Annotated in this window: 18 protein-coding genes; 4 read left to right on the top strand and 14 right to left on the bottom strand. The window is 72.5% G+C overall.

From position 1 onward, the window contains the following. Window positions 1-117 precede the first annotated feature (117 nt). The 3 genes from ACIRB4_RS17160 (at window position 118) to ACIRB4_RS17170 (ending at window position 4,224) form a co-directional block, all read left to right on the top strand. On the top strand, window positions 118-1,140 hold the full coding sequence (locus ACIRB4_RS17160) for a sensor histidine kinase (RefSeq protein ID WP_403292031.1): 1,023 nt from the start codon (window positions 118-120) through the stop codon (window positions 1,138-1,140). Then, window positions 1,127-1,894: a LuxR C-terminal-related transcriptional regulator gene (locus tag ACIRB4_RS17165; RefSeq protein WP_403292033.1), complete on the top strand. Its 768-nt coding sequence runs from the start codon at window positions 1,127-1,129 to the stop codon at window positions 1,892-1,894. Before ACIRB4_RS17160 ends, ACIRB4_RS17165 begins: the two co-directional genes overlap by 14 nt. Window positions 1,895-2,301: 407 nt before the next feature. Then, on the top strand, window positions 2,302-4,224 hold the full coding sequence (locus ACIRB4_RS17170) for a BTAD domain-containing putative transcriptional regulator (protein ID WP_403292035.1): 1,923 nt from the start codon (window positions 2,302-2,304) through the stop codon (window positions 4,222-4,224). A 32-nt stretch (window positions 4,225-4,256) separates the two neighbouring features. On the opposite strand, the gene ACIRB4_RS17175 is transcribed toward ACIRB4_RS17170, so the two are convergent. The 14 genes from ACIRB4_RS17175 to ACIRB4_RS17240 form a co-directional block, all read right to left on the bottom strand. Then, on the bottom strand, window positions 4,257-5,576 hold the full coding sequence (locus ACIRB4_RS17175) for an MFS transporter (RefSeq protein ID WP_403292037.1): 1,320 nt from the start codon (window positions 5,574-5,576) through the stop codon (window positions 4,257-4,259). Continuing rightward, window positions 5,573-6,388 (bottom strand): alpha/beta fold hydrolase, encoded by an 816-nt coding sequence (locus ACIRB4_RS17180; RefSeq protein ID WP_403292039.1) that lies wholly within the window; start codon window positions 6,386-6,388, stop codon window positions 5,573-5,575. The genes ACIRB4_RS17175 and ACIRB4_RS17180 overlap by 4 nt, the downstream gene beginning before the upstream one ends. After that, complete coding sequence (locus ACIRB4_RS17185; protein ID WP_403292040.1) at window positions 6,385-8,823, bottom strand: amino acid adenylation domain-containing protein; 2,439 nt, start codon at window positions 8,821-8,823, stop codon at window positions 6,385-6,387. The genes ACIRB4_RS17180 and ACIRB4_RS17185 overlap by 4 nt, the downstream gene beginning before the upstream one ends. Then, on the bottom strand, window positions 8,820-10,334 hold the full coding sequence (glyA, locus tag ACIRB4_RS17190) for a serine hydroxymethyltransferase (RefSeq protein ID WP_403292042.1): 1,515 nt from the start codon (window positions 10,332-10,334) through the stop codon (window positions 8,820-8,822). Before glyA ends, ACIRB4_RS17185 begins: the two co-directional genes overlap by 4 nt. Then, window positions 10,327-13,506, bottom strand: a complete 3,180-nt coding sequence (locus ACIRB4_RS17195) for an amino acid adenylation domain-containing protein (RefSeq protein ID WP_403292043.1) — start codon at window positions 13,504-13,506, stop codon at window positions 10,327-10,329. The genes glyA and ACIRB4_RS17195 overlap by 8 nt, the downstream gene beginning before the upstream one ends. A 306-nt stretch (window positions 13,507-13,812) precedes the next feature. Then, the gene (locus tag ACIRB4_RS17200; RefSeq protein WP_403292045.1) at window positions 13,813-14,919 is read right to left on the bottom strand and encodes an aminotransferase class I/II-fold pyridoxal phosphate-dependent enzyme; all 1,107 of its coding nucleotides are present in this window, start codon (window positions 14,917-14,919) and stop codon (window positions 13,813-13,815) included. Then, a complete protein-coding gene (dapF, locus tag ACIRB4_RS17205; RefSeq protein ID WP_403292047.1) occupies window positions 14,916-15,824 on the bottom strand; it encodes a diaminopimelate epimerase in 909 nt (302 codons plus the stop codon). Before dapF ends, ACIRB4_RS17200 begins: the two co-directional genes overlap by 4 nt. Window positions 15,825-15,897: 73 nt before the next feature. Further along, window positions 15,898-16,584 carry a 2OG-Fe dioxygenase family protein gene (locus ACIRB4_RS17210; protein ID WP_403292049.1) on the bottom strand — a complete coding sequence of 229 codons (687 nt, stop codon included), beginning with the start codon at window positions 16,582-16,584 and terminating at the stop codon, window positions 15,898-15,900. A 35-nt stretch (window positions 16,585-16,619) separates the two neighbouring features. Then, window positions 16,620-17,597 (bottom strand): iron-containing redox enzyme family protein, encoded by a 978-nt coding sequence (locus ACIRB4_RS17215; RefSeq protein ID WP_403292051.1) that lies wholly within the window; start codon window positions 17,595-17,597, stop codon window positions 16,620-16,622. 262 nt (window positions 17,598-17,859) lie between these two features. Beyond that, a complete protein-coding gene (locus tag ACIRB4_RS17220) occupies window positions 17,860-18,588 on the bottom strand; it encodes a 4'-phosphopantetheinyl transferase family protein (RefSeq protein ID WP_403292052.1) in 729 nt (242 codons plus the stop codon). 36 nt (window positions 18,589-18,624) lie between these two features. Further along, window positions 18,625-19,824 (bottom strand): cysteine desulfurase-like protein, encoded by a 1,200-nt coding sequence (locus tag ACIRB4_RS17225; protein WP_403292400.1) that lies wholly within the window; start codon window positions 19,822-19,824, stop codon window positions 18,625-18,627. Between the two features lie 167 nt (window positions 19,825-19,991). Then, the gene (locus ACIRB4_RS17230; protein WP_403292402.1) at window positions 19,992-21,167 is read right to left on the bottom strand and encodes an RNA polymerase sigma factor; all 1,176 of its coding nucleotides are present in this window, start codon (window positions 21,165-21,167) and stop codon (window positions 19,992-19,994) included. An 8-nt stretch (window positions 21,168-21,175) separates the two neighbouring features. After that, complete coding sequence (locus ACIRB4_RS17235; RefSeq protein ID WP_403292053.1) at window positions 21,176-21,583, bottom strand: YciI family protein; 408 nt, start codon at window positions 21,581-21,583, stop codon at window positions 21,176-21,178. A gap of 240 nt (window positions 21,584-21,823) precedes the next feature. Further along, window positions 21,824-22,315 (bottom strand): hypothetical protein, encoded by a 492-nt coding sequence (locus tag ACIRB4_RS17240; RefSeq protein WP_403292054.1) that lies wholly within the window; start codon window positions 22,313-22,315, stop codon window positions 21,824-21,826. A 383-nt stretch (window positions 22,316-22,698) separates the two neighbouring features. Between ACIRB4_RS17240 and ACIRB4_RS17245 the strand changes: the two genes are divergently transcribed. Beyond that, a complete protein-coding gene (locus tag ACIRB4_RS17245) occupies window positions 22,699-24,423 on the top strand; it encodes a sigma-70 family RNA polymerase sigma factor (protein ID WP_403292055.1) in 1,725 nt (574 codons plus the stop codon). Window positions 24,424-24,429: the final 6 nt, after the last annotated feature.

Below are 24,429 nucleotides of genomic sequence, written 5' to 3' on the forward strand. Positions count from 1 at the left end.
CGGGAAGGGGTGGGAGGGGGAGCTGTGTCCGACATGTCGGCGCGGGGAAATCCATCGCAGGATTCTTGTGTCGAGGACGAAAGGCTGGCGGCGGAATTACTCGCCTGTGAGCCCGAGTTGCTCGACGTCTATCGGACCAGGCTCATCGAGCAGCGCAATCCGCTGGGGATGAATGCGGAATCCTGGGAATTGTGCCGCGACCAGGCCCGGGGAATCCTTTCGGAATGCCGTGACGCGCTGGCGAACGGCGCCGGGACGCCGCACGATCGGACCCCCGCCCGGCACCCGCGCCCTCCGGACGGCATCCGGACCGCCCAGGGCTCCGTGCCGGTCCACGCCCTGCGCGCGGGGTCCGCGCTGGTCCAGGTCGTGGCCGAGTTCCTGGGGCGATCCGTCACCCCCCGGCCGTACGGCTCCCTGAGCCGGATGAGGCTGATGGTGATGGTTCAGGAGGCCGTCACCCGCCGCCTGGAGGAGCGCGCGGACGCCGACGACCTGCGCCTGCTCGAAGCCGTACGGGAGTCCACCAGGCAGAGCCGCGAGGCGATGGCGCGGGAGATCCACGACCGCGTCGGCAGCGCGGCCGGCCTCGCCCTGCGCCGGCTGGAGCTCTACGAACTCACCCGGAACGTCTCGTCGGCGACGGACCCCCGGCTGGACGGCGTGAAACAGGCGATCCTGGAGACGATGCACAGCACCCGGGGCCTCGTGACCGGACTGCGCGGCCGTACGCACTCCGTCGGCTCGCTGAGGGTGGCGCTGTCCGCCTTCGTCACCGCCATGGCGATCGACAGGCCCGTGGTGGAGCTCCGGATCGAGGACGTGGACGACCCTCTGCCGGACACCCTCGGCGACGGCCTCTTCCTCGTCCTGCGTGAAGCTCTGCGCAACGCCCTGGCACACGCCCGCGCCTCCCGCGTCACCGTCGACGTGCGGAGCGAGACCAGGCGATTACAGGCGTCCGTCACCGATGACGGAGCCGGTCTGCCCCAGGAGTGCGGAGCCGGCAACGGCATCGCCTCCATGACGGAACGGATCCGGTCGCTGGGCGGCCGGTTGGAGATCACGAGCGCACCCGGGGGCGGCACGACCATCGAGCTCTCGGTGCCGATGGGGGAGGAATGGCATGCGGACGGATGACGAGCCGAGACCCTGGAGACCGGGCGAGCCGATTCGCATCGTCGCGGTCGACGACCACTCGCTGCTGCGCGGAGCTCTCTGCCAGCTGCTCAACGCGGAGGACGACCTGCGCGTCGTGGCCGAGGCCGACACGTCCCGGGGCCTCGGCGACCTGGTGGAGAGCACCGGAGCACACATCGTCCTGCTCGACGTGGAGATGCCCGACCACCACGCGCCCACCGTGGTCAGCGAGCTGACCGCGCGCTTCCCGGGACTGCGTGTGCTGATCCTGTCGATGCACGACGACCGCCCGCTCGTGGACGAACTGCTCGCCCGGGGGGCCCACGGCTATCTGCACAAGAGCGCCCCTCGCGCCTCGTTGCTGTGCGCCCTGCGCGGCGCCATGGCCCACCACACCCAGGTCATGATCGCCCTTCCGTGCAGCGCGACCCCGAAGAGCGCCTTCCGCGGCGCCGGACAGTCCCTCTCGCCTCGCGAGCGGGAGGTCCTCGCCCTTGTCGCCGGTGCGCTGAGCAACCGCCGTATCGCCGGCGAACTGGGCATCACCGAGGGGACGGTGAAGCGGCACCTGCGGAACATCTTCGAGAAGCTCGGCGCCGCCTCCCGCATCGAGGCCGTCAACATGGCCGTGGAGGCCCGGCTCATCGAGCCCGCGAGGAAAGGCCCGTACCCGCCGCTGATCACCGAGACGGCGCTCCGCCCGCGGGGGACGACGGGACTCGGCCGGGAGGCGCGTCACCGCACGGCCCGGTGACCGGCCGCACGTCACCGGGGGTTCGTACGCCTTTCGGAGTATGCCCGATGCTCCCTGCAGGGCATGGTGCGCCCCCGGTCGCCGGATTACATTCGCCGCCATGCCTCGAGTGACGCCCTGCCAGACGCACATGCACGGCAACGGGACTCCCGGCGCGTGGTCCGGACGTACCTCCCGGCGCGCGCCCTGGTGACCGGCCCGGGGTACTGACGCATCGCCGAGACGCCGCCGGCCGCCACCGGCCGGACGCACCGGCTCTTCATGGACGCACGATACGCGGCGCGACCCGCCGCCTTCGCGACCCCGGGGCCCGAACGGCCACCACCGGGACCCGACATGAGAACACGCGAGCCCGAGGGGTGAACGGGAACATGACCGGCACGGGGGCACCTCTACGCATCCAGCTCTTGGGACCGATACGTGCCTGGCGGCACGGAGAGGAGGTGGCGCTCGGCTCACCCAAACAACGTGCGGTCCTCAGCCTGCTCGCCAGCAGGGCGGGCGAGGTGGTGAGCGGGGAGACCATCACCAGCGCCCTGTGGGGCAGCGACACCCCGCAGACGGCGGTCAACGGCGTCCACACCTATGTGGCCAGGCTGCGCCGCGCCCTGGAGCCCGGCCGCGGCGCCAGGGCGGCCAGTACGGTCCTCTCCTCGGAACCCGGGGGCTACTGCCTGCGTGTGGACCCGGCGGAGGTGGACGCAGCGCTCTTCGTCGAGCGGCACGGCCACGCGCGCAGATCACGCGACGGCGGCAGTGCGGAAACGACTCTGCGGCTGTACGAGGACGCTCTGGCGCTGTGGCGGGGCGAGGCGTACTCCGGGATCCCCGGGCCCTTCGCCGCCATGGAAGGCATCCGCCTGCGGGACCTGAGACTGACCGCGGTCGAGGAGTGGGCCGCCGTCATGCTGGAGGCCGGCCGGTACGCCGAGGCGGTCGACGCGCTCTCGCGCGCCGTGTCGGAGGAACCGCTGCGCGAGAAGCTCCGCTGGCTGCTGATGCTGGCGCTCTACCACGCCGGCCGCCAGGCGCACGCGCTCGCCGTGTACACCGAGACCCGGCGGCTGCTGCGCCGGGAGCTGGGCATCGAGCCGGGAACCGAACTCCAGGACCTCCACCGGCGGATCCTCGCCGGGCAACGGGAACTGCGGCCCATCGGCGGGCACATGGCCCCCCGGCCCCGGCAGGGGCCAGGCTCCGGTGTCCCCAAGCCCGCCCAACTGCCCTCCACGGCCTGGGGTTTCACCGGGCGCGATCGGGAGCTGAGGCAGCTGGAGGGCCTCCTGGCCGACGCCTCCGCCCAGCGGAGCACCCCGGTGATCGTGGCCCACGGACCCGCCGGCGTCGGCAAGACCGCCCTCGTACTGGAACTGGCGTACCGGCTCGCGCCCCGCTTCCCCGACGGCCAGCTCTATGTGGACCTCTGCGGCAACGGGCTGCGCGGCCGGCCGCTGAGCGCATCGGACGCCCTGCTGCACCTGCTCACCAGCCTCGGAGCCGACAGCGCGCGGATACCCCGGGACGTGGCGGGCCGTGCCACGCTCTACCGCAGCCTGATGTACGGCAGACGCATGCTGGTGGTGCTCGACGACGCCCTGAGCGCGGATCAGCTCAGGCCCCTGATCCCGCGCGGCGCGTCGTGCGTCGTGGCCACGAGCCGTCAGCGGTTCGGCGGACTGGCCGCACGGGACGGGGCGCGCACGGTCGCCGTCGAACCGCTCGCCGACGAGGAGGCGGCGCGCCTGCTCATCACCCTGTCCGGAGGACGGCTCGCCGCAGGCGCCGAGGCCGCGCGGCGGCTGGCGGCGCTCTGCGGTGGCCTGCCGCTGGCGTTGCGCATCACCGCGGAGGGGCTCACCGCGAACCCGGGCGTCCCGCTGGGAACGCTGGTGGAGCGGTTCGCGGCGGAGAGCGGCCGACTGGACCGCCTCACCGTGGAGGACGACGCCCTGGCCAGCGTCCGCGACGCCTTCGAGACCTCGTACCAGGCGCTGCCCGCCGAAGCGGCGAGGATGTTCCGCCTCCTGGGGCTGTGCAAGGACGGGCCGATCACGGTCCCCGTCGCGGCGGCGCTCGCGGACACGGACCGCGACACCGCCCGCAGGCAGCTCGACCTGCTGGTCGCCGGCCATCTCCTGGAGGAGCACGGCCACCGCTACCGCCTCCACGACCTGCTGGGGATCTACGCGGCCGAGTGCGCGAACCGCGAGCCGATGCTGAACCGGAGGGCGGCCCTGGCACGCCTGGCCGAAGCGAGTCCGGGTGCCCCGCACGAGGGGGAGGCGGCGGCTGAGGACCGGAGCGAGGCCCTCGCGGTCGCCCCGGCGTAGCGCCCGGTCCCGGCCCGGGACCGCCGGGGATCTCACCGCGCGGTCAGGGCACTGTCGTCGGGCCCGGTCGGCATGGCGCGCAGTCTGCCGACCGGGGACAGGAAGATCGGGACCAGCATCGCGGCGGAGACCAGGCCCGCGATCCACAGGGCGCCGTGGAGACCCACCAGCACCGTCAGCAGACCCCCGACCGGCCCTCCCAGCGCGCCGCCGCCGTACAGCAGCATGCGCATCGCGGCCGTCATCCGGCCCATCAGGTGCTGCGGAGTGATGGTCTGGCGCAGACTCACGATGAGGACGTTGGAGACGCTGCTGCCGAAGTACTCCAGGAAGAACGAGGCCACGAACAGGCCGATGAGCAGCCAGCGCGGACCGCCCGCCACGGGTATCAGCAGGGGGCCCAGGAAGATGATCGACACCGACACCCGGTAGGCGGTGCCCACCGACAGCCGGCGCACCACCATGCCGGACACCAGCGCGCCCAGCAGACCTCCCACCGCGGCCGCTCCCATGACGAATCCGACCGCCGCCGCGGACAGTTCCCTGTCGCGCACGGCGTACAGCAGGAACAGCGTCTGCACCAAGGTGAGGAGGAAGTTGCAGGAGCAGCCGACCAGTCCCATCGCACGCAGCCAGCGGTTGCCGAACACCCAGCGCAGGCCCTCGGCGAGTTCGGCGCGCAGCCGGCGTTCGGTCGTGGGCGCCTCCGGGGCGGGTTCCGGCTTCCTGATGAGGAGCAGTGACAGCACCGACAGGGCGTACGAGAAGGCGTTGGCGGTCATGGCGAAGGGCGCCGAGAAGGCGCTCACCAGCGTGCCCGCAAGCCCCGGTCCGGCGATGTCCGCCGACGACAGCGTGGCGTTGAGCTTGGTGTTCGCCTCCAGCAGGCTGCGCCGGTCCTTCACGAGCACCGGAACGTACGCCATCCAGCTGACGTCGAAGAGGACCGACGCCACCCCGATGCCGAGCGCCAGGGCGTACAGCGCCGGGAGCGTCAGCAGGCCGAAGTGGTGGAGCAGGGGCACCAGACCGATCAGTACCATCCGGACCAGGTTGGCGCCCAGCATCACCGGCCGCTTGCGCATCCGGTCGACCCAGACGCCGAAGAGCAGGGCTAGCCCGAGGAAGGGCACCAGTTGGGCGAAGCGCAGCAGGCCCAGCTCCTCGGCCCCCACCTGGAAGACCAGTACCGCGGTGAGGGGCAGTGCGAGATGGGTGATCTGGGTGCCGTACAGGGAGAGCGCCTCGCCCGCCCAGAACACCATGAAGTCCCGGTTGCGCCAGAGCGACCGAGGGGGGCCCGCCGCCTCGGCCTCCGTGGCCGGTGCGGTGGGCGTGCCGTGCTCCGTCATGCGGGAGTCGCCTCTCGTAGGGCGTGGTCGACGATGGCGCTGATGGCGCTCAGCCCCGGGCCGTGCCACACGGAGTGATGGTCACCGGGTGCGTTGTGTTCGGTGAGCCGGCTGACATAGGGGCGCCAGTCCAGCAGCCTCTCCGTCGACTCCGTGGCCTTGATCAGGATCGCGGGGCCCTGGTGCACCGAGTCAAGGCGGTGCTCTCGCATGGCCCGGACGTGCGTACGGAACAGGGCGTACCGCTCCAGCAGGAACTCCGCGTCGAACTCCTCGGGCACGGCGCCGTCGCGCTCCACCGCGGCGAAGATCTCGCCCGGCTCCGCCTCCGGCCCCAAGCCCGCCAGCGCCTTGTCGACGGCGGGTGCCCGGTCGCGGGTCACGCCGAGGAAGTCGTACAGGAAGTAGCGGGCCAGTTGGTACTCGGGCGGCACCGCCTGCGTACCGGGCAGCGCCGCGTCGACGATGACGAGCAGGGGCACCTCCTCACCCGCGGCGGCCAGCAGCCGCGCCATCTCGTAGGCGACGACCCCGCCGAGGGACCAGCCGAGCAACTGGTACGGGCCGTGCGGGCGGGCCGCCCGGAGCGAGGCCGTGTGCAACTCGGCGAGCTCCGTGATCGATGTGGCCGGCTCGGAGACGCCGTCGAAACCGGGCGCCTCGAACCCGAACACGGGACGCCGCGGGTCCAGTTGGTGGGCCATCGGGGAGTAGCAGTACGGCGAGCCGGAGACCGGATGGACGCAGTGCAGCGGGAGCAGGTCGCCCCCCGCCCGGAGGGGGACGAGACTGTCGACGGAGGGTTCGATCATGGTGCCGGTGCTCCCTTCGAGGCCGGGGCGGGGGCCGGGGCCGGTGCGGCCTGCGCGAGCCGCTGGTCGATGACGGAGGCGATGTCGCCGACGGTGCTCCCGCCGTACAGGAGACGCACGTTCACCCTCACGCCGAAGTGCTTGTTCAGCCGCGTGACGGCGCGCATCGCCTGCAGGGAGTTGCCGCCGACGGTGAAGAAGCCGCTGTCCGCGCCGATCCCGGGCACTCCGAGCACGGCCGCGAAGATTTCGGCCACTTTCCGCTCGGTCTCCGTGGCGGGTGCCACCTGGCTCCCCCCGGGCCCGCCGGTGTCGTCGGGCGGTGCCGGCAGCGCCTTGCGGTCGACCTTGCCGTTGGGCGTCAGGGGCAGCTCGTCCAGGACGACGACGGTGCTCGGCACCATGAAACCGGGCAGGGACCGGGCAGCGTGCTCGCCCAGCGGCCCCGGCTCCACGGCCCGGCCCGCCTCGGCGACGACATAGGCGACCAGCCGCCGGTCACCCGTCCCGTCGGGGTGCGCGGTGACGACCGCCTCCCGGACGGAGCCGTGGGAGCGCAGCACGGCCTCGATCTCGCCCAACTCGATGCGCAGACCGTGCAGTTTGACCTGGAAGTCCGCCCTGCCCAGCAGCTCGATCAGCCCGTCGGGCCCGTAGCGGGCCACATCGCCCGTCCGGTAGAGCCGCTCACCCGACACCTCGCCGCAGGACCACTCGAAGAACCGCTCCGCCGTCTGCTCCGGCCGGCCGAGATACTCCCGGGCCAGCCCGATCCCCGCCAGGAACAGCTCGCCGGGAACACCCGGCGGCACCGGCTGGAGGAGTTCGTCGAGGATGTAGGTGCGCTGGTTGGCCATGGGGCGCCCGTACGGGATGCTCGTCCAGCGGGAATCGGTCTTCACCACCTCGTAGAGGGTGGAGTGGATGGACGACTCGGTGGCCCCGCCGAGGGCGACGAAGCGCAGGGCGGGGGCGATCGCCCGGGCCCGGTCCGGGAGCGACACGGGGATCCAGTCGCCGCCGAGCAGGGCCAGGCGCAGATCGCCGAGCGGCCGCGCACCCGTGCTGTCCAGGTGATCCACGACCATGTCGAGCAGGGCGGGAGCCGAGTTCCAGACGGTGACCCGGTGGGCGGCCAGCAGCTCCGCCCAGTGCTCGGGGTCCTTGGCACGCTCCGGCTCCGGCAGGACCACGGTGCCGCCCGCGGCCGTCAGCCCGAGGAACTCGTACACGGACATGTCGAAGCTCGGCGACGACAGCGCGAGGACCCGGTCGCCTGCCCCCACCCCGAAGCGGGTGTTGAGGTCCGCGATGTTGTTCATCACCCCGCGGTGGCGCAGGGCGATCGGCTTGGGCTCACCGGTGGAACCCGAGGTGTGGATGATGTACGCGAGATCGTCCGGTGTGGCGCCGCCCGCGGGCCGGTGGGCCGGGCGCTCGGTGAGGAGCGCCTCGTCCCGGTCGAGGAGCACCACCGGAGTGGACGGCCCGACGTCCGGGAGGCTCGCGGCCGGGCCGCTCCGGCTGACCACCACCGCGCAGTCGGTGCCGGTCACCATCGTGGCGAGGCGCCGGCGCGGGTAGTCGGGGTCGAGCGGCACATACGCGCCGCCCGCCTTGAGCACCCCGAGGATGGCGACCAGCAGTTCGGCGGACCGGTCCAGGCAGATGCCGACCCGCCGGTCGGGGCCGACGCCCAGGTCCCGCAGATGGTGGGCGAGGCGGTTCGCCGCCTCGTCGACCTCGCGGTACGTCCGCGTCCCGGCGCCGCCCACCAGGGCGTCGGCGTCGGGCGACGCGTCGGCGCGGGCCTCGAACGCGGTGTGCAGGCACACCCCGTGCGGCAGGTCCGCCTCGGTGTCGTTCCACTCGACGAGCATCCGGTGGAGTTCGTCCTCCGGGAGCAGGCGCAGCCGCGACACCGGCGTGTCCGGGTCGGCGAGCCCGTCCTCGAGGAGTGTGCGGTAGCCGGCGAGGAGACGGGCCATGGTGGCCCGGTCGAAGAGTTCGGGGGCGTACCGCAGCTCCGCTCGCGGAAGGCCCTCGTCGTCCTCGCCCGGCGGACGCAGCACCAGCTCGAACTCGTCCGGCGGCGTCGACCCCGCGACCGGCTCCGGTACGGCGTCCGCGTCGCCGGAGCGGGCCAGCTCGGCCAGGGTCGCCGTCCCGGTGACGGTCCGGTCCAGCCGGACGGCACCCCGCGCGGGAGTCCGTACGGCGAAGCCGAACGCGGACTGTCCGCTCCAGCGGTGGAGCAGCGCGGTGAAACCGGCCAGCAGCATCTCTTCCGTGGCGGTCCCGGCCGAGGGGCCGAGCCGCACGTCGACGTGGTCGGTACGTTCCGGAGTGGTTCCGGGCTTTCGCGGCCGGTCGGCCGGCAGCAGTGCGGGCGGCGCCGGTACGGGCGGCCTCAGGGGGGCGGTGTTCCGGCTCAAGACCTCTCTCCCGGCTCGCGGTCGGAGCCTTCGGCGCCACCGATGGCGGCGCCGAAGGGCAGGGGGTGGGTACGGCACAGGGCGGCGACCTCGGCCGCGACACGGTCGCGGACCTCGGGATCGGTGCGGAACTCGGTGTCGCCGAGCACGGTGGTGGCGGCGAGCACCTCGTCGAGCAGACCGGCGCAGACCCGCATCTCCTCGGGACCCATGCCGCGTTGCGCCGGCACGTTGGTGCCCAGTCGCAGTCCTCCGGCGACGAGCGGGGGCTTGGTGTCCTTGGGGATGCGGTTGCGGTTGGTGAGGATGCCGCACTCCTCCAGGGCGCGCTCGGCGACCACACCGGTGATGCCGCGGTCGAGCATGTCGAGGAGCACCATGTGGTTGTCCGTGCCGCCGGTCAAGACCCGGTGACCGAGGCCGGCCAGGGCGTCGGCGAGTGCCGCGGCGTCGTCGACGACCAGCCGCATGGTCGCCTTGAACGCCGGTTCCGCCACCAGCTTGAGCGCGTGGGCCTTGGCCGCGATCGACGCCGGGTTCGGCGTTCCCTGCGACTGGGGGAAGACCGCGCGCTGCATCAGCCGGGCGAGCGGCGTGCCGCGGCCGTCCGGGCCGGGCGTCCGGTGCTCCCGGCCGATGAGGATCAGCCCTCCGCGCGGCCCGCCCAGCTGCTTGTAGGTACTGGTGGTCGTCACATGGGCCAGGTCGATGGGGCTGGGGTGTTCCCCCGCGGCCACCAGACCGGCGATGTGCGAGATGTCGGCCACCAGATAGGCCCCGACCGAGTCCGCGATCGCCCGGAACCGGGCGAAGTCCAGCGTCCGCGGATAGGCGCTGGCGCCCGCGATGAGCACCGTGGGGCGGTGGGCCCGGGCCAGCTCGTCCACCTGGTCGTAGTCGATGAACCCCTCGTCGTCGAGGCCGTAGTGGACCGCCCTGTAGTGGCGCCCGGTCACGGAGGCGGCGGAGCCATGGGTGAGATGGCCGCCGGAGTCCAGGTCGAGGGCGAGCAGGACCCCGCCCGGGGGCAGCAGCGCGGCCAGTACGGCCTGGTTGGCCGAGGAGCAGGAGTGCGGCTGCACATTGGCGTAACGGGCGCCGAAGGCGTGTCTGGCCCGCTCGACGGCCAGCCGCTCCGCCACGTCGAACCGCGCCGCGCCGGGGTGGTAGCGGGCCCCCGGATAGCCCTCGGCGGTCACGTTCGACAGGGCCGCGCCGCCGGCCGCCAGGACCGCCGGGCTCGCGACGCTGGCGGACGCCACCATGGCCAGGGTGCCGGCCTGCTCCTCCACCTCGCGGTCGAGGACCCGGGCCAGTTCGGGATCGGTCCCGCTCAGCAGCGCCGCTCCCCGGCGCAGGAGCAGAGCCTGCGCCGAGTCGAAGCCGGAGGGGGCAGAGCCGGAGTCGGAGTCGGAGCGGGCGTCGGACACGGTGGCGGTGGCGGGCCGGGTCCCGAAGCTGTTCGGCCCGGTGTGCGGGGACGGGATGGGTACCCGTGGGGCATCAAGCACGGTTGCCCGACGCCTCCTTGGACGCCAGCAGCGCGTCGATGGCCGTCGCGACCGTGGCGACCGTGGCGCCGCCGTACAGCAGACGGACGTTGACCTTGACGCCGAAGTGCTTGTTGAGCCGGCTCACCACCCGCATCGCCTGGAGTGAATTGCCGCCCAGCTCGAAGAAGTTGGCGTCGGCGCTGATGTGCGGCACGGACAGGACGGCGCCGAAGACCTCGGCCACCTTCTCCTCGGTCGCGGTCACCGGGGCGACGAAGCTCGCCGTCCCGTCACCCGTACCCGACACCGGGGCGGGGAGCTTGGCACGGTCGATCTTGCGCGCCGCCGTCAGCGGGAACTCCGACAGCTCCACCCAGGCCGTCGGCACCATGTACTCGGGCATCGTGCGGCCCAGGTGCTCACGGAGTTCGGCCACGGTCGGGGAGGTGTCGCCCAGAACGGTGTAGTACGCCACCAGCTGCTTCTCCCCGTAGTCCTCGCGCAGCAGCACCAGAGCCATGCGGACCTTCGGGTGGGTGAGCAGCCCCGACTCGATCTCACCGAGCTCGATCCGCAGGCCGCGCAGCTTCACCTGGTTGTCGAGCCGCCCGATGAAGTCGATCTGCAGATCGCGGGTCCAGCGCACCAGGTCCCCGGTGCGGTAGACCCGGCCCTCACCCAGGAACGGGTCGGGGACGAACTTCTCGTCCGTCAGCTCCGGCAGGTTGAGATAGCCGCGGGCCAGGCCCTCGTCACCGCCGATCAGCAACTCGCCGGGGACACCGACCGGTACGAGGTTGAACTGCTTGTCCACCACGTAGTGCAGGCGGCTGAACTCGGGCCTGCCGATGGGCGGCGAGGACAGCCATTCCTTGTGCTCGCACAGGTACTCGGTGGTCGCGATCGACGCCTCGGTGGGGCCGTAGAGGTTCAGGAACATACGGCCCGGCAGGTTCCACTTGTTGACCAGTTCGGCCGGCAGGGCCTCCGCACCGCCCATGATGTACTTCAGATCCGGGTACGGCCCCGCCTCCACCACGGACAGGATCGCGGGGGACAGCCCGGCGTAGGTGACCCGCTGGTCGCGGATCAGGGCACCGAGGGCCTCGGGCGACGAGGCGTCCTCCGGCGCCACCAGCACCATCGCGGAGCCGCTGATCAGCCCGGCGAAGATCTCGCCCTGGGACATGTCGAAGGTCAGCGCCGGCAGCTGCAGCAGCCGGTCCTCGCTGGTCCACTCGCCGAAGCTGCGCCGGTACGCCTCGACGAACATCCGCAGGCCCCGCTGCTCGATCATCACGCCCTTGGGGCGCCCGGTCGAACCCGAGGTGTAGAGGACGTAGACCAGGGACTCGGGCCGCGCCCACTCCTCCAGCGGCTCGTCGTCCGGCTGCGCCTCGATGAGCTCCCAGTCGGCGTCGATGCGGACGCTCTCCCAGCCGCACGACTCCGGCAGGTCGCCCAGGGCGGCCGCCCGGGTGACGACCAGCGGGCTCCTGGTGTCCCGCAGCATGTGGTCCAGACGGGCGTTGGGGTGCGAGGGGTCGATGATCGTGTAGGCGGCGCCGGACACCATGACGCCCAGGATCGCCACGAGGGCGTCCAGGTCGCGGTCCATCGCGATCGTTACGACCTCTTCCTGCCGGACACCGCGGGAGCGGATGTACCGGGCGAGCTTGCCGGCCCGGCGCATCAGCTCGCCGTACGTCATCTCCACTCCGCGGCAGACGGCCGCGACCAGCTCCGGGTTGTCCCGGGCGATCCGCGCGATCGTCGCGTGCACCGGCTCCGTCGGGTAGTCGAAGTCCTCCCCTCGGCCCACTTCCAGCAGCTCGCGGCGCTCCTCCTCGGACAGCAGCGGCAGCGCGGAGACCGGGGTGTCCGGGGCGTCCGCGGCGGCGGCGAGCACGTTACGGAAGTGCCCGACCATGGCCTCGACGCGCCAGCGGTCGTACAGGTCGGTCGCGAACTCGACGATCAGACGCAGCCGTTCGGCCCCCTCCACGAAGCTGAAGGACAGGTCGAACCGCGAGCGGGAGGTGGCCAGCGTGATCGACTCGGACGTCAGCCCCGCCAGCTCCAGCGCGTCCCCGGTGCTCGACTCGCCGAGCAGCTGGCAGGCGATCTGGAACAGCGGATTGCGCCCCGCGTCGCGTGTCGTCTGCACCCGGTCCACGACGTGGTCGAACGGCACGTCCTGGTTGTCGTACATGTCGAGGTTCGCGTCGGCGATGCGCTCCAGGAGCTCGGTGAAGGTGACACCGCCGGACAGGTCGCAGCGCAGCACGGTCATGTTGATGAACAGACCGACGACGTCTTCCAGGTCGGGGTCGGTGCGGCCGAGCATGGGGACGCCGAGCGCGATGTCGTCCTGGCCGCTGTAACGGCTCAGTACGACGTTGAGCGCCGCGGCGACCACCATGTAGAGGGACGCGCCCTGCTCGTGGGCGAGGGTGCGGGCCTTCGCGAGCAGTTCGGCCGGGAAGTCGACCACGAAGGTCTCGCCGTTCTGCGTGGGCTCCGCCGGCCGGAGCCGGTCGGCGGGCAGTTCGAGCGCTTCGAGACCGGCGAGGCGCTCCTCCCAGAACTTCAGCTCCTCCTCCCAGACACCGTCGGCCCGCTGCTTGCGCTGCCGCTTGATGTGGTCGGCGTAGCCGACGGGCAGCTCCGGGAGGGAGGGTGTGCGGCCGGCGGCCAGATCCGTGTAGCCCTGGGAGATCTCCCGGCTGATGACACCGCCGGACCAGCCGTCGGTGACGATGTGGTGGAAGCTCATGCCGAGCACGTGGTCGTCGGGGGCCATCCGGAACAGCTGGAACCGGAAGACCGGCCCCGCGGCCAGGTCGAACGGGGTGTCCGCCTCGGTCTGCAGCGCCTGGTGCAGCGCGCTCTCGGCGTCCTCGGGGGACAGGCCGGAGAGGTCCCGCACGGGCAGCGGGCGGTCCTCCGCCGGTGAGACGACCTGGTAGGGGACGCCGTCCGCCGAGTGGAAGGTCACCCGCAGCTGCTCGTGGCGCTGCGCCAGCAGGTTGAGCGCGCCCTCCAGGGCGGAGGTGTCGAGGGGGCCGCGCAGTCGGTAGGCGAGGGGGACGTTGTAGGTGGTCTCCCCGGGGCTCATCTGGTCAAGGAACCACAACTGTTCCTGTCCGAAGGACAGTTGGATGCGCGAATCGGCGGTGTGCATGCTCATCGTCACAGGACTCCATTCGGCTGTTCAGGTGGGCGCCCGGCGGGCGCGGGAGCAGCCCGGCCGGACACACGGGGGCGGCGGAGCGAGCCCCTACGGCGGCAGCGAGCAGGGGCGGAGAGAGCGGGGGTGAGAGCCGGTGCCTCGGAGGACCGGGCGTCCCCTAGGGGAAGGGGGACGGCAGCCCCCGGGGCGGCGCGGCGGGACGACAGCCCCGGGGGGAAAGGACCGGGACCGGCAACCCCGGGGGAAAGGAGGACCGGGACGGTAGTCCCGGGGAAAGGAGTACCGGGATCGGCAGTCCCGGGTTCAGCGGGCCGGTGCCGTGCCGGCCGCCGCAGGAGAGGGCCTGAGCACCCGCTCGACGCGGCCCAGTCCCTCGGCCACCGCCTCGGGGGAGCGCGCGAAGCAGATCCGGAAGCCGTCACTGGCACCGAGCGTCTCGCCGGGCATGAGCAGCACGCCCTGGTCCAGCGCCCTGCGGCACATCGCCAGCGGCTCCTCGCCGGTGGTCAGCCAGAGCCAGGCGAACGGGGTGTCCTCGGGTTCCACGAGGGTCACCGCGTCCGCGTTGCGCCGGGCGAAGTCCCGGACCAGGGAAAGACCCTGGCGGGTGAGCTCGTGGTAGGAGCGCAGATGCCGCTCGCGATGGGCCAGCACATCGCAGGCGAGCGTCTCGCACAGCACCGAGTTGGAGATGGTGGACAGGAACTTGCGCCGGGCACAGCGCTCCACGACGTCCGGTGGGCCGTAGAGCCAGCCGACCCGCAGTCCGGGGAAGCCGTACACCTTGGAGAGGCTGGACACGGAGATCACCCGGTCGCTTCCGACGGCGGCGGAGCGCGAGAGGTCGAGCGCGTACTCCTCGTCGAGCAGCAGATGGGCTCCGGTACGCGACGCCAGCGCCACCAGGCCGTGCAGGTCCTTCTCCGCGATGCGCCGACCGGTCGGATTGCACGGGCTGTTGGCGACGATCAGCCGCACGTCGGGCCCGGCCACCGCCTCGGCGGCCTCGACGTCGAAGCTGAGATCGGGGCGGAACCCGACCAGTTCGACCTGGCAGCCGAGCTCGGGGGGCACGTCCCAGGACTGCTGCCAGCCGGGCCGGAAGGCGATCACCCGGGACCCGGGGGTCAGCAGCGCCGCGTAGACGAGGTAGAGCGCCTGCTGGGCGCCCTGGGTGACGAGGACCGAGTCGGCCGCCCCGCCGTACAGGCCGGCGATCGCCTCGCGCAGGGCGCCGAGGCCCCGGTCGTGCCCGTAGTCGAGCTCAAGCCCTGCCGGTACGTCGAGGGCGTCGAGGCGTCCGGGGACCATGTTGCTGTCGCCGAGGTCGATGTCGAAGCGGCCCACGGCGTCCTCGAACACCCACCGCTGGATGGGATAGTCGCGCGAGCGCGGCGAGGAGAGGGTCACCGTACGCTCCCCGCCGGCGCCGTCCGGTCGAGCCGCGCGCGCAGGGCGGGCGCGAACGATCCGGCGGCCACCTGCTCCGCGTCGCCGGTCATGGTGACCCGGCCGTCCTCGGCGACGGTGATCTCCACAGTGCCCCCGGGCATCCTCACCTCGACCCGGTCGTCGCACAGCCCGAGTTCGCGCGCGGCGGACACCGCGGCACAGGCACCGGCGCCGGACGCCGTCACGTACCCGGCGCCGCGCTCGAACACCTCCAGCTCCATCACGGCCCGGTCCACCATGCGCGCGAACTGCACGTTGGTGGCACGGGGGAACCGGACGTGCCGGGCTATCCCCGGGCCGAGCCGCCGGGCCAGCTGCGGGGACGGGGCGTCCACCATCACCACGGTGTGCGGATTGCCGTTGTACACGCAGGTGACGGTCAGCTCCTCGCCGTCCACGGACAGCGGTACGCGCACCGCCCGGCCGGTGTACGGGGACCCGTCCACCTGGAGCAGGGGCAGATCGGCGGCGTCGAAGCTGGGATGCCCCATCCCGACCTCCACCCGGCCCCGGCCCGCGTCGAGGACCCGTACCGCGGAGTCGCCCGCGGCCGTACGAAGGGTGAACTCACGGCCCGCGGCCCAGGCGCCCGCCTCCTGCTCGGCGAGGTGCAGGGCGAACATACGCAGACCGTTGCCGCTCCTGCCGCAGTCGGACCCGTCGGAGTTGTACAGGTCGAGCATGACCGGCACACCGGGGCGAGGCGGCTCCAGCGGTCCGTGGAGGACTCCGTCCGCCCCGACACCCCGGTGCCGGTCGCAGATCAGCCGGATCGCCTCGGGGGACAGGGGGACGTCGGTGTGGCGGGGGTCGATCACCAGATAGTCGTTGCCTGCGGCCTGGTACTTGAAGAAGTCGATCACGGATGATCTCCCTTGGCTGGGGGCGCGGCGCCGCCCCGAGGCGGCGTGCCTCACCCCGGGGCGGCGCCCCGGTTCACTGCTCGGCGAGAGCGGCGGCGTCGTGGTCGTCGCCGTACCACTTCTCCGCCCACCGGGAGAACGCGACGATGACGATGTCCCGGTGGCCCGGGCCGCCGTCGGCGGAGAGCACGTCCGTGACGTCATGGGCGAGCGCCCTGTCATCCAGCAGGACGGCCTGTCCCGCTTCGAGCGTGCCCGTCCAGAACGGCGCGTCGGCCCCGGGGTTCCACAGGCGGGTGGTGCCGCCCGCGACGTTCACCTTGTTGAGGACGGCGATCATCACGAACTCGTGCCCGTCGTGGTGCACCCCCTCCGGAGTGAGGGGCCCCGGCCTGCCGCCCTCGGCGCGGGTCCTGTTCTGGTGCACGTTGATCTGCCAGTCCTCGGATCTGTCGAGACCGAGTTCACCGATGCCGAATCTGATCAGCGGCGTGAAGTCCACCTTGATCGGCTCGTAGACGCGGCGGATGCCGCCACCGACCGCGTTGAACTTCTTGTACGTCGTGTAGTCGCGGTGCGGGAGACGCTCGAACGACCACTCGTCGTCGCCCTGAGGCGTGAGGCGGTACTGCGAGAACCGCTTGAAGCGGGTGCCGTTGCCCATGTACTCGTCGACCGGGCAGTCCTCGTAACTGGGCAGGATGTCGGGCGAGACTTCGGGCAGGTCGATGATGGCGAACCGTTCGCTGCCGAGGGGCATGGTCTCTCCTTCAGAAGTGAGGATCTCGTCGGACGTCAGGAGGCGACGGAGGGCATGCGCTCGTCGAGATAGGCGGCCGAGGAGTTGAGCCGCCACAGGATTCCGCGGGCGATGGCACGGCGCATGTGCGCCGATCCGGCGGCGGGCAGCACCACGTTGTGGAACCATCCCTGCGCGTGCTGGGAGTCGATGGTGATGTGCAGCCGGTGATAGGTGATCCCCACCTCCGGCAGACCCAGCCGCTCCCAGGCGTGGACGACCTGGACGAACCTGTCCGGTGCCATCCACTCGGTCATGCCCAGGAAGCCCACGGCCTCCGGGTACATGGAGCGGTGCCGGCACAGCATCACCGCGAGGTTGCCGTTGAGCAGCGAGGTGGCGGTGAGCGAGCGGTCGAGCTCGTCCTCCGAGATGTCGAAGACCTCGTAGATCTTGTTGAAGAGATGGGTGTGGACCTGGGCGTGATCGCCGTTGCCCATCTCGTCCCAGAAGTTGGCGGCGATCTCCATCTTGGCCGCGCCGGCGGTGCCCACCTGCATCATGGCGAGCAGGTCGTCGAAGCGGCCGTCCACGACCGACTCCTGCATCACGTAGTTCCGCAGGTCGCTCTCGGTGGCCGTGTTGCGGATGAACTCGTGGTAGTAGGGGTGCTTGTACACCCGGTGGTTGCGGGCGGTGTTCTTGAGCCAGGACAGGTACTCCCGCGGCTCGGTGGGCGCTTCTTCGAGCAGCCCCGGTTCGATCAGCCGGTCCTGGGCGGCGGCGGTGGCGGTCTCCAGGAGCCGGGCTATCTCGTACACGACGACCGATCCCTCGGCGCTCTGCTGCCGCGGGATCTTGGTGTACAGCTGGTAGATGCGGTCGAGCAGATACTGCTGCGCGTACAGGGCGCCGCTGTCGCCAGCGGCCGCCGCTGCGTTGATGTCGGCCACCTCGCCCAGGACGCGACTGCGCTCGCTGCCCGACAGCGCGGAGTCGACCTTCTCGGGTGCGGAACCGAGGCATGCGCACACCCTGTCCACGGTGGACAGAAGTGGGTCACCGGATACGGTCGGACCCTTGGAGCCGCCGACTTCTGGCATGTGTTTCCCCTTGGATTCACTGGGTGTGAACGAAACCCTGGCCGGCCGTCCCCGTCATGCGCGGAGAGCAGAACTCCCGCCGGGGAGGCGGCCGTTGCCATTCTGCGGGGCGCTCACTGGACGGATGATGTACACCGTCTGTACGAGCCAGGCGACGGGCGGCCGGGGGTGGGTCACCACCGAGGTGAAGCCGTTATGCGCCATCCGAGAGGCGGGCCAGGGCCACGGCGGCGTGGTGGCCCCGCGGGGCGAGGACGTCGGAGAGGGTCCACCCCGGGGGAGAGGCGGGGACCGGACCGGCACCGACGTAGTCGGCGGCCGGGTCGGCGGAGAGGCCGACGCCCGTCCCCTTGAGGTACGCCTCCTTGCGGGTCCACACCCGGGTGAAGGCCGGTGGACGCCCGGGGGCCGGCAGGATCGCGAGTTCGGCCGCCTCCCGAGGGTGCAGCACGTCGGCCACCTCGGCGATGGCCGCCGGGTCGGGGACCGGCTCCACGTCCACGCCCACGGGCGTGGTCGCGAAAGCGAGCAGGCTCAGGCCCTCGCAGTGCGACAGCGAGAAGTGCAGGCCGCCTCCGCGCACCACCGGTCTGCCGTGCGGCTCGTCGCAGTGCGCGCACGGGGCACGCTCGACGACCACCTCACGGGCCGCCACACCCAGGTAAGCGCCCAGCAGCAGGCGCAGGGCGACATGGGCGCACGCGTACGCGTCCCGGTCGGCGGCCCGCACCAACTGGGCGGCATGGGCGAGTTCTTGGTCGTCGAGGATGTCGGGGGCGTGCCGGGAGGCGTACGCCCGGTACTCGTCGGTGTCCACCAGCCACAGCGCGGGAACGGCCGGGCGCGGCGCGGCGGGCGGGTCGAGGCGGGAGCCGGACAGCCGGCGCGGAACCAGCAGCCGTCCGGTGTCGGTCGCGGCCACGCGGGGCGCCTCCGGGTCGGGGTGCTCGGGGCGCCGTCAGAGGAAGGCGGCCAGGCCGTCGAGGAACCTGTCCACGTCCTCCGCCGTGTTGTAGGGCGCCAGGCCCACCCGCAGCGCGGGGCCCTCCCACTTCAGCGCGGCGAAGGGCTCGTACGCGTAGAACTGCCCGGCCGGGGCCAGGACGCCGAGCCCGGCCAGGTGGACCTGCGCCTCGCGCGCGTCGCGGCCTTCGAGGGTCATCAGGAGCGTCGGGGTGCGGTCCTGGGCCTTGGAGAGCAGGGTGACGGCGTCGCCCAGGGCCCGCAGGCCCTCCTCCAGCCTTTCGCGCAGCGCCCGTTCGTGCTCGTGCACCGACTCCATGGACCGCGTCAGCCGCTCCCTGCGCGAGGCTCCCGTCCCCGGGTCCAGCGTCGCCAGGAAGTCCACGGCGGCGGTGGCGCCGGCCAGGATCTCGTACGGGAGCGTGCCGAACTCGAAACGCTCCGGCACGGTGTCGGAGGAGGGCAGGAGCTTGTCCGGGCGGAGGGTCTCCAGGAGTTCGGGCGCTCCGGCGAGCACCCCGCAGTGGGGACCGAGGAACTTGTACGGCGAGCACACGAACAGGTCCGCCCCCGACGCCGGCACGTCCACGAGGTGGTGCGCCGCGTAGTGCACCCCGTCCACGTACACCAGCGCGCCGACCTCGTGGGCCAGGTCGGCGATCCGGCGGACGGGCGGCTTGGTACCCAGCACGTTCGAGGCCGCCGTGACCGCGACCAACCGCGTCCGGGGGGAGAGGACGCGCTCGTACGAGTCGAGGTCCAGCTCCGTCGTCCCCGGGTCGATCTCGATCCAGCGGACCCGCACCCCGGCCCGCTCGGCCGCCTGGATCCAGGGCCGGACGTTGGAGTCGTGGTCGAGCCGGCTGACGACGATCTCGTCGCCCGCGTTCCACCCCTTGGCCAGGTGGCGGGAGAAGTCGTACGTGAGCTGCGTGGCGCTGCGCCCGTGGACGATGCCGTTCGCGGGCACGTGGAGGAGGTCGGCGTAGGCGGCGCGGAAGTCCGCGACGGCCCGCTCGGCGTTGAGCTCGGACGGACTGACGGTCCCCCGGTTGGAGAGGGGCCCGGTCAGCGTGGCGGCGATGGCGTCGGCGACGGGGCGGGGGGTCTGTGTGCCGCCCGGCCCGTCGAAGAAGGCGAGACCGTGATCGAGCGAGGGGAACTGCGCCCGGAGGGCGGTGACGTCGATGGCCATGGCCTCGGCTTTCTGTCGCACGACTTTGCCTGGGGGCGGGTGCCCGGAACCGACCTAGACTCTGGCAGCCGACGGCACTTCACGTAAACACAGCCTCATCCGAAACTTCCGGCCACCTTCCTGGCCGTCGTTCGATCCGAACCGCCGTGCGATCCGAGCGCGGCCCGTCAGGGGGCCCGGCGGGCGTTGAGCCGGGCGGCCTGGCGCGTCAGGTGATCGCGCTCGGCGAGGTTGGGCGCCTTCCGGGCCGCCTCGGCGTACAGCCGCGCCGCCGTCGCCAGGTCGCCGTCGCGCTCGTGCAGGTACGCCGCCACCGCGGTGCGGCGGGGCACCGCGTCCTCCCTGCCCGGGGAGTTCCGGGAGGAGTCGTCCAGCGCCGCGAGCGCCGCAAGGCCGGCGCGCGGTCCGTCGGCCTCGCCGACGGCCACCGCGCGGTTGAGCCGGGCGACCGGGCTGTCGGTCAGGCGCACGAGCTCGTCGTACCACTCGACGATCTGCACCCAGTCGGTCTCCTCGACGGTGGGCGCGTCGGCGTGGAGCGCCGCGATGGCGGCCTGGGCCTGGAACTCGCCCAGCCGGTCGCGGGCGAGGGCCGCCTGCAGGATCGCGACGCCCTCCGCGATCGACGCGGTGTCCCACCGGCCGCGGTCCTGCTCGGCGAGCGGCACCAGGCCGCCGTCGGGAGCGGTACGGGAGGCGCGCCGGGCGTGGTGGAGCAGCATGAGGGCGAGGAGCCCCGCCACCTCCGGGTGGTCGATCGCGGCCGCGAGCCGCCGGGTGAGCCGGATGGCCTCGGCGGCGAGGTCGACATCGCCGGAGTAGCCCTCGTTGAAGACGAGGTAGAGGACGCGCAGCACGGTGGCGACATCGCCGGGCTGGTCGAACCGCACGCCGGAGACGGTCCGCTTGGCCCGGCTGATGCGCTGCGCCATGGTCGCCTCGGGCACCAGGTAGGCCTGGGCGATCTGGCGGGTGGTGAGCCCGCCCACGGCGCGGAGCGTCAGCGCGACCGCCGACGACGGCGTCAGCGACGGGTGGGCGCACAGGAAGTAGAGCTGGAGCGTGTCGTCCACCGCGGGCGCCGGACCGGGCGCCGGCTCCTCGGCGACGAGGTCCTCACGGCGGCGGCGGGCGGTGTCCGCCCGGGTCGCGTCGAGGAACTTGCGCCAGGCCACCGTGACCAGCCAGCCCTTCGGGTCCCGGGGAGCCTCGGCCGACCAGACGCGGACCGCCTCGACCAGCGCCTCCTGGACGGCGTCCTCGGCCGCCGCGAAGTCGGCTCCGCGGCGGACGAGGACGGCGAGCACGCTCGGCGTGAGACTCCGGAGCAGCGCCTCGTTCATCGGTGCGGTCACTCCGTGATGGTGGGCGACTCGCCGTAGAACGGGCGCAGCTCCAGCCACTCGTGGATGGGCTTCCCGCCCGCTCCGGGGGCCGCCGACAGCTCCCCGGCCAGCTCGACGGCGCGGTCGTAGCTGTCGACGTCGATCACCATCCAGCCGGCGATGAGGTCCTTGGTCTCGGCGAACGGGCCGTCGGTGACCGGCGGGCGCCCCTCACCGTCGTACCGGACCCAGGCCCCCTCGGGGGCGAGCGCCTGTCCGTCGACGAACTCGCCGGTCTCCTCCAGCCGGGCCGCGAAGTCGCGCATGTACCGCATGTGCGCCGAGATCTCCTCCGGTGTCCACTGGTCCATGGGCACGTCGTTGACCGGAGCCGGAGCGCCGCGGTAGTGCTTGAGCAGCAGGTACTTGGCCATCGTGTCTCTCCTCGGTCCTGGTGCGACCATTCTGGTCACGTTCACCCCTGGGACGGAGCTGGCCACGGGTTCTCGACATGGCCGTACGAGATTTTTTCCGGCTCTCGTGGAGAAGCGTCCCGGTCGCGGGCTGATCGGTCGCTCGGCGTTGACGCGCCCGAAGTGTGAGCGTCCCCGCCATGATCCACGGCTCCTGGATCCCTGACACCGCCGTGTGAGGGCCCTTCCGACGAGGACTTCTCAGCGCGGCGGCAGGAGAAGCCGGGGCAGCTCGCCCGTCTGGCTCTGGGCGCCCGGCCGCAGCCCGGACGCGGTGCTGTTGGCCCACTCCATGGTCACCACGGGGGTCTCGCCGCCGCCCACCTCGACCGTGGCCCCGGCGAACCTCTCGCCGTCGGCCGTCTTGGTCCGCAGCGCGTCCGCGACGCCCCGGGCGTCCTCCGCGGACTCCGTCAGGGCGCACAGCCGCTCCCGCGACGTGCCGTCGGGCCGGGCGTGGGCTCCGATCGCGAACAGCGTGAGGCCGGGCAGCCGGTTCTCCGGGTCCTTGCCGTAGAAGGCGGCGTGGTAGGCACCCTCGCCGATGCGGCGGACGACGGCCTGGTAGGCCGGGTCGTCGGCGACCGAGGGCTCGGCCCGCGCCGGCGGCGGCAGACCGCCGCCCTGCCCGAAGGAGGAGGACCGGACGGTGTCCGAGACGGCCACCCGCGCGTCCTCCTTGCGGAGCACCACCCCTCCGACGGTGTTCTCCCTCGTCCAGCCACGCTTCGTCAGGGCGCCGGTGACGGCCGCGACGGCGAAGCGACCGGTCAGGCGGGCGGCCTGCCACAGGCCGCGACGCCCGCCAGGAGAGCTCCGGCGAGCACGCCCCCGTGCCGGTGCGCCATGTACGTCGGCCGTACCCTGTCATCCCGGTCCCCTCGTCCCCCGCGTCCCGCGCGCCCCCGCGGCCCGGTCCGGAGCAGTCTGCCGGCCCGGCCGCACGGCGGCGCGGTCTGGCTCGGTCGAAGATTCCTCGCGGAAACTTCGCCGTTTTCTGTTATCGAGGGGGCGCACCGCGGTCTCCCAAGTGCTGGGCATCGACAACAGGCGGGACAGGCAGGGTGAATCAAGGCGTGAGCACACAGAACGGCACGGACCTGGTCAGGGCGGCGCAGGGCGGAGCCCGGTGGGCGCAGGATCAGCTCGTCGCCGCCTATCTGCCCCTGGTCTACAACATCGTGGGCCGGGCGCTGAACGGTCACCACGACGTCGACGACGTCGTGCAGGAGACGATGCTGCGCGCGCTCGACGGGCTCGGCGGCCTGCGCTCGCCGGAGAGCTTCCGGTCCTGGCTGGTGGCCATCGCCATGAACCGCGTCCGCAGCCACCACCACACACAGCAGTCGGGTCTGCGTACCCATGGCCTCGACGACGCGGGCGAACTCGCCCACGCGGAAGCCGACTTCGTGGACCTGACGCTGGTCCGGCTGAACCTGTCCGGCCAGCGGCGCGAGACCGCCGAGGCGACCCGCTGGATGGAGCCGGACGACAGCGCCCTGCTGTCCCTGTGGTGGCTGGAGTGCGCCGGAGAGCTGACCCGGCACGAGGTGGCGGCCGCCCTCGGACTGTCCCCGGAGCACACGGCGGTGCGCGTGCGGCGGATGAAGGAGCAGCTGGAGGCCGCCCGCGTGGTCGTACGGGCCCTGTCCGAGAATCCGCTGTGCCCCACCCTCCACTCGGGGCTCGACACATGGGACGGCCGCCCCTCCGCGCTGTGGCGCAAGCGCATAGCCCGGCACGCACGCGACTGCGCGCACTGCGCGGGCCTGTGGAGCGGCCTCGTCCCGGCGGAGGGGCTGCTCGCCGGACTGCTGCTCGTACCCCCGGCGGCGCTGCTGCTCGCGAGCGTCCGCGAGCGCGCCGGCTTCGCGCCGGCGGCCGCGTCCGCCCCTTCCCCGACGCCCGGGTACGAGGGTGGCGGAACTGACGAGTTCGCGCCCGCGCCGGGATACGAGAGCGGTGGCGCCCACGAGCGGGGCGGGCCGGCGGGTCCCCGCGCGCCGTACGCCGCCCGGGGCGCCGGTCGCGCCGCCGGGCCGGGCACCCGGAGCGCCCGCCGCCACCAACGGCGCGCCCGCCGCCGGGCCGTCGTGGCCGCGGGCATCGCGGTGGTGGCGGTCACCGGCGGGTCCTTCGCCCTGATCACCGGCCCCGAGCGGGACACGGAGCCCGCCGACACGATACGCGCGGCCGCCCCCGGCACATCCCTGCCGGCCCGTCCGGAGCCGACCCGCCCCGAGCCGACCACGGCCTCACCCTCGGCCACTCCTTCGCCGTCGACGCCGCCGAGCCCCGTCAAGAGCCCGTCCGCCACCGCCGGCCGTTCCGCGAAGCCCTCGCCGCCGAAGGCCCCCGCCACGCGCACCGCGTCGCCCGCGCCCCGGCCGAAGTCCGCGGACACGACGGCGGAGTCCGCTGCGGACCCCACCGCTCAGCAGGTGATCGACCTGGCCAACTCGGAGCGTGCGCAGGCCGGTTGCGGCCCGCTGACCGCGAACCCCCTCCTCGACGAGGCCGCTCGGAGGCACTCCGAGGACATGGCGGCACGGGACTTCTTCGACCACACCAACCCGGACGGCGACGGCCCGGGCGAGCGCGTGACGGCCGCCGGATACCGGTGGACGACGTACGGCGAGAACATCGCGAAGGGGCAGCGCACCCCCGCGCAGGTGATGGAGTCCTGGATGAACAGCCCCGGGCACCGGGCGAACATCCTGAACTGCTCCTTCGAGGAGATCGGGATCGGCCTCCACGACAGCGGCGGCCCGTACTGGACCCAGGTCTTCGGCGCACGCTGAGCCGGG

The organism is Streptomyces sp. NPDC093600, from assembly GCF_044764755.1.
Taxonomy (GTDB): domain Bacteria; phylum Actinomycetota; class Actinomycetes; order Streptomycetales; family Streptomycetaceae; genus Streptomyces.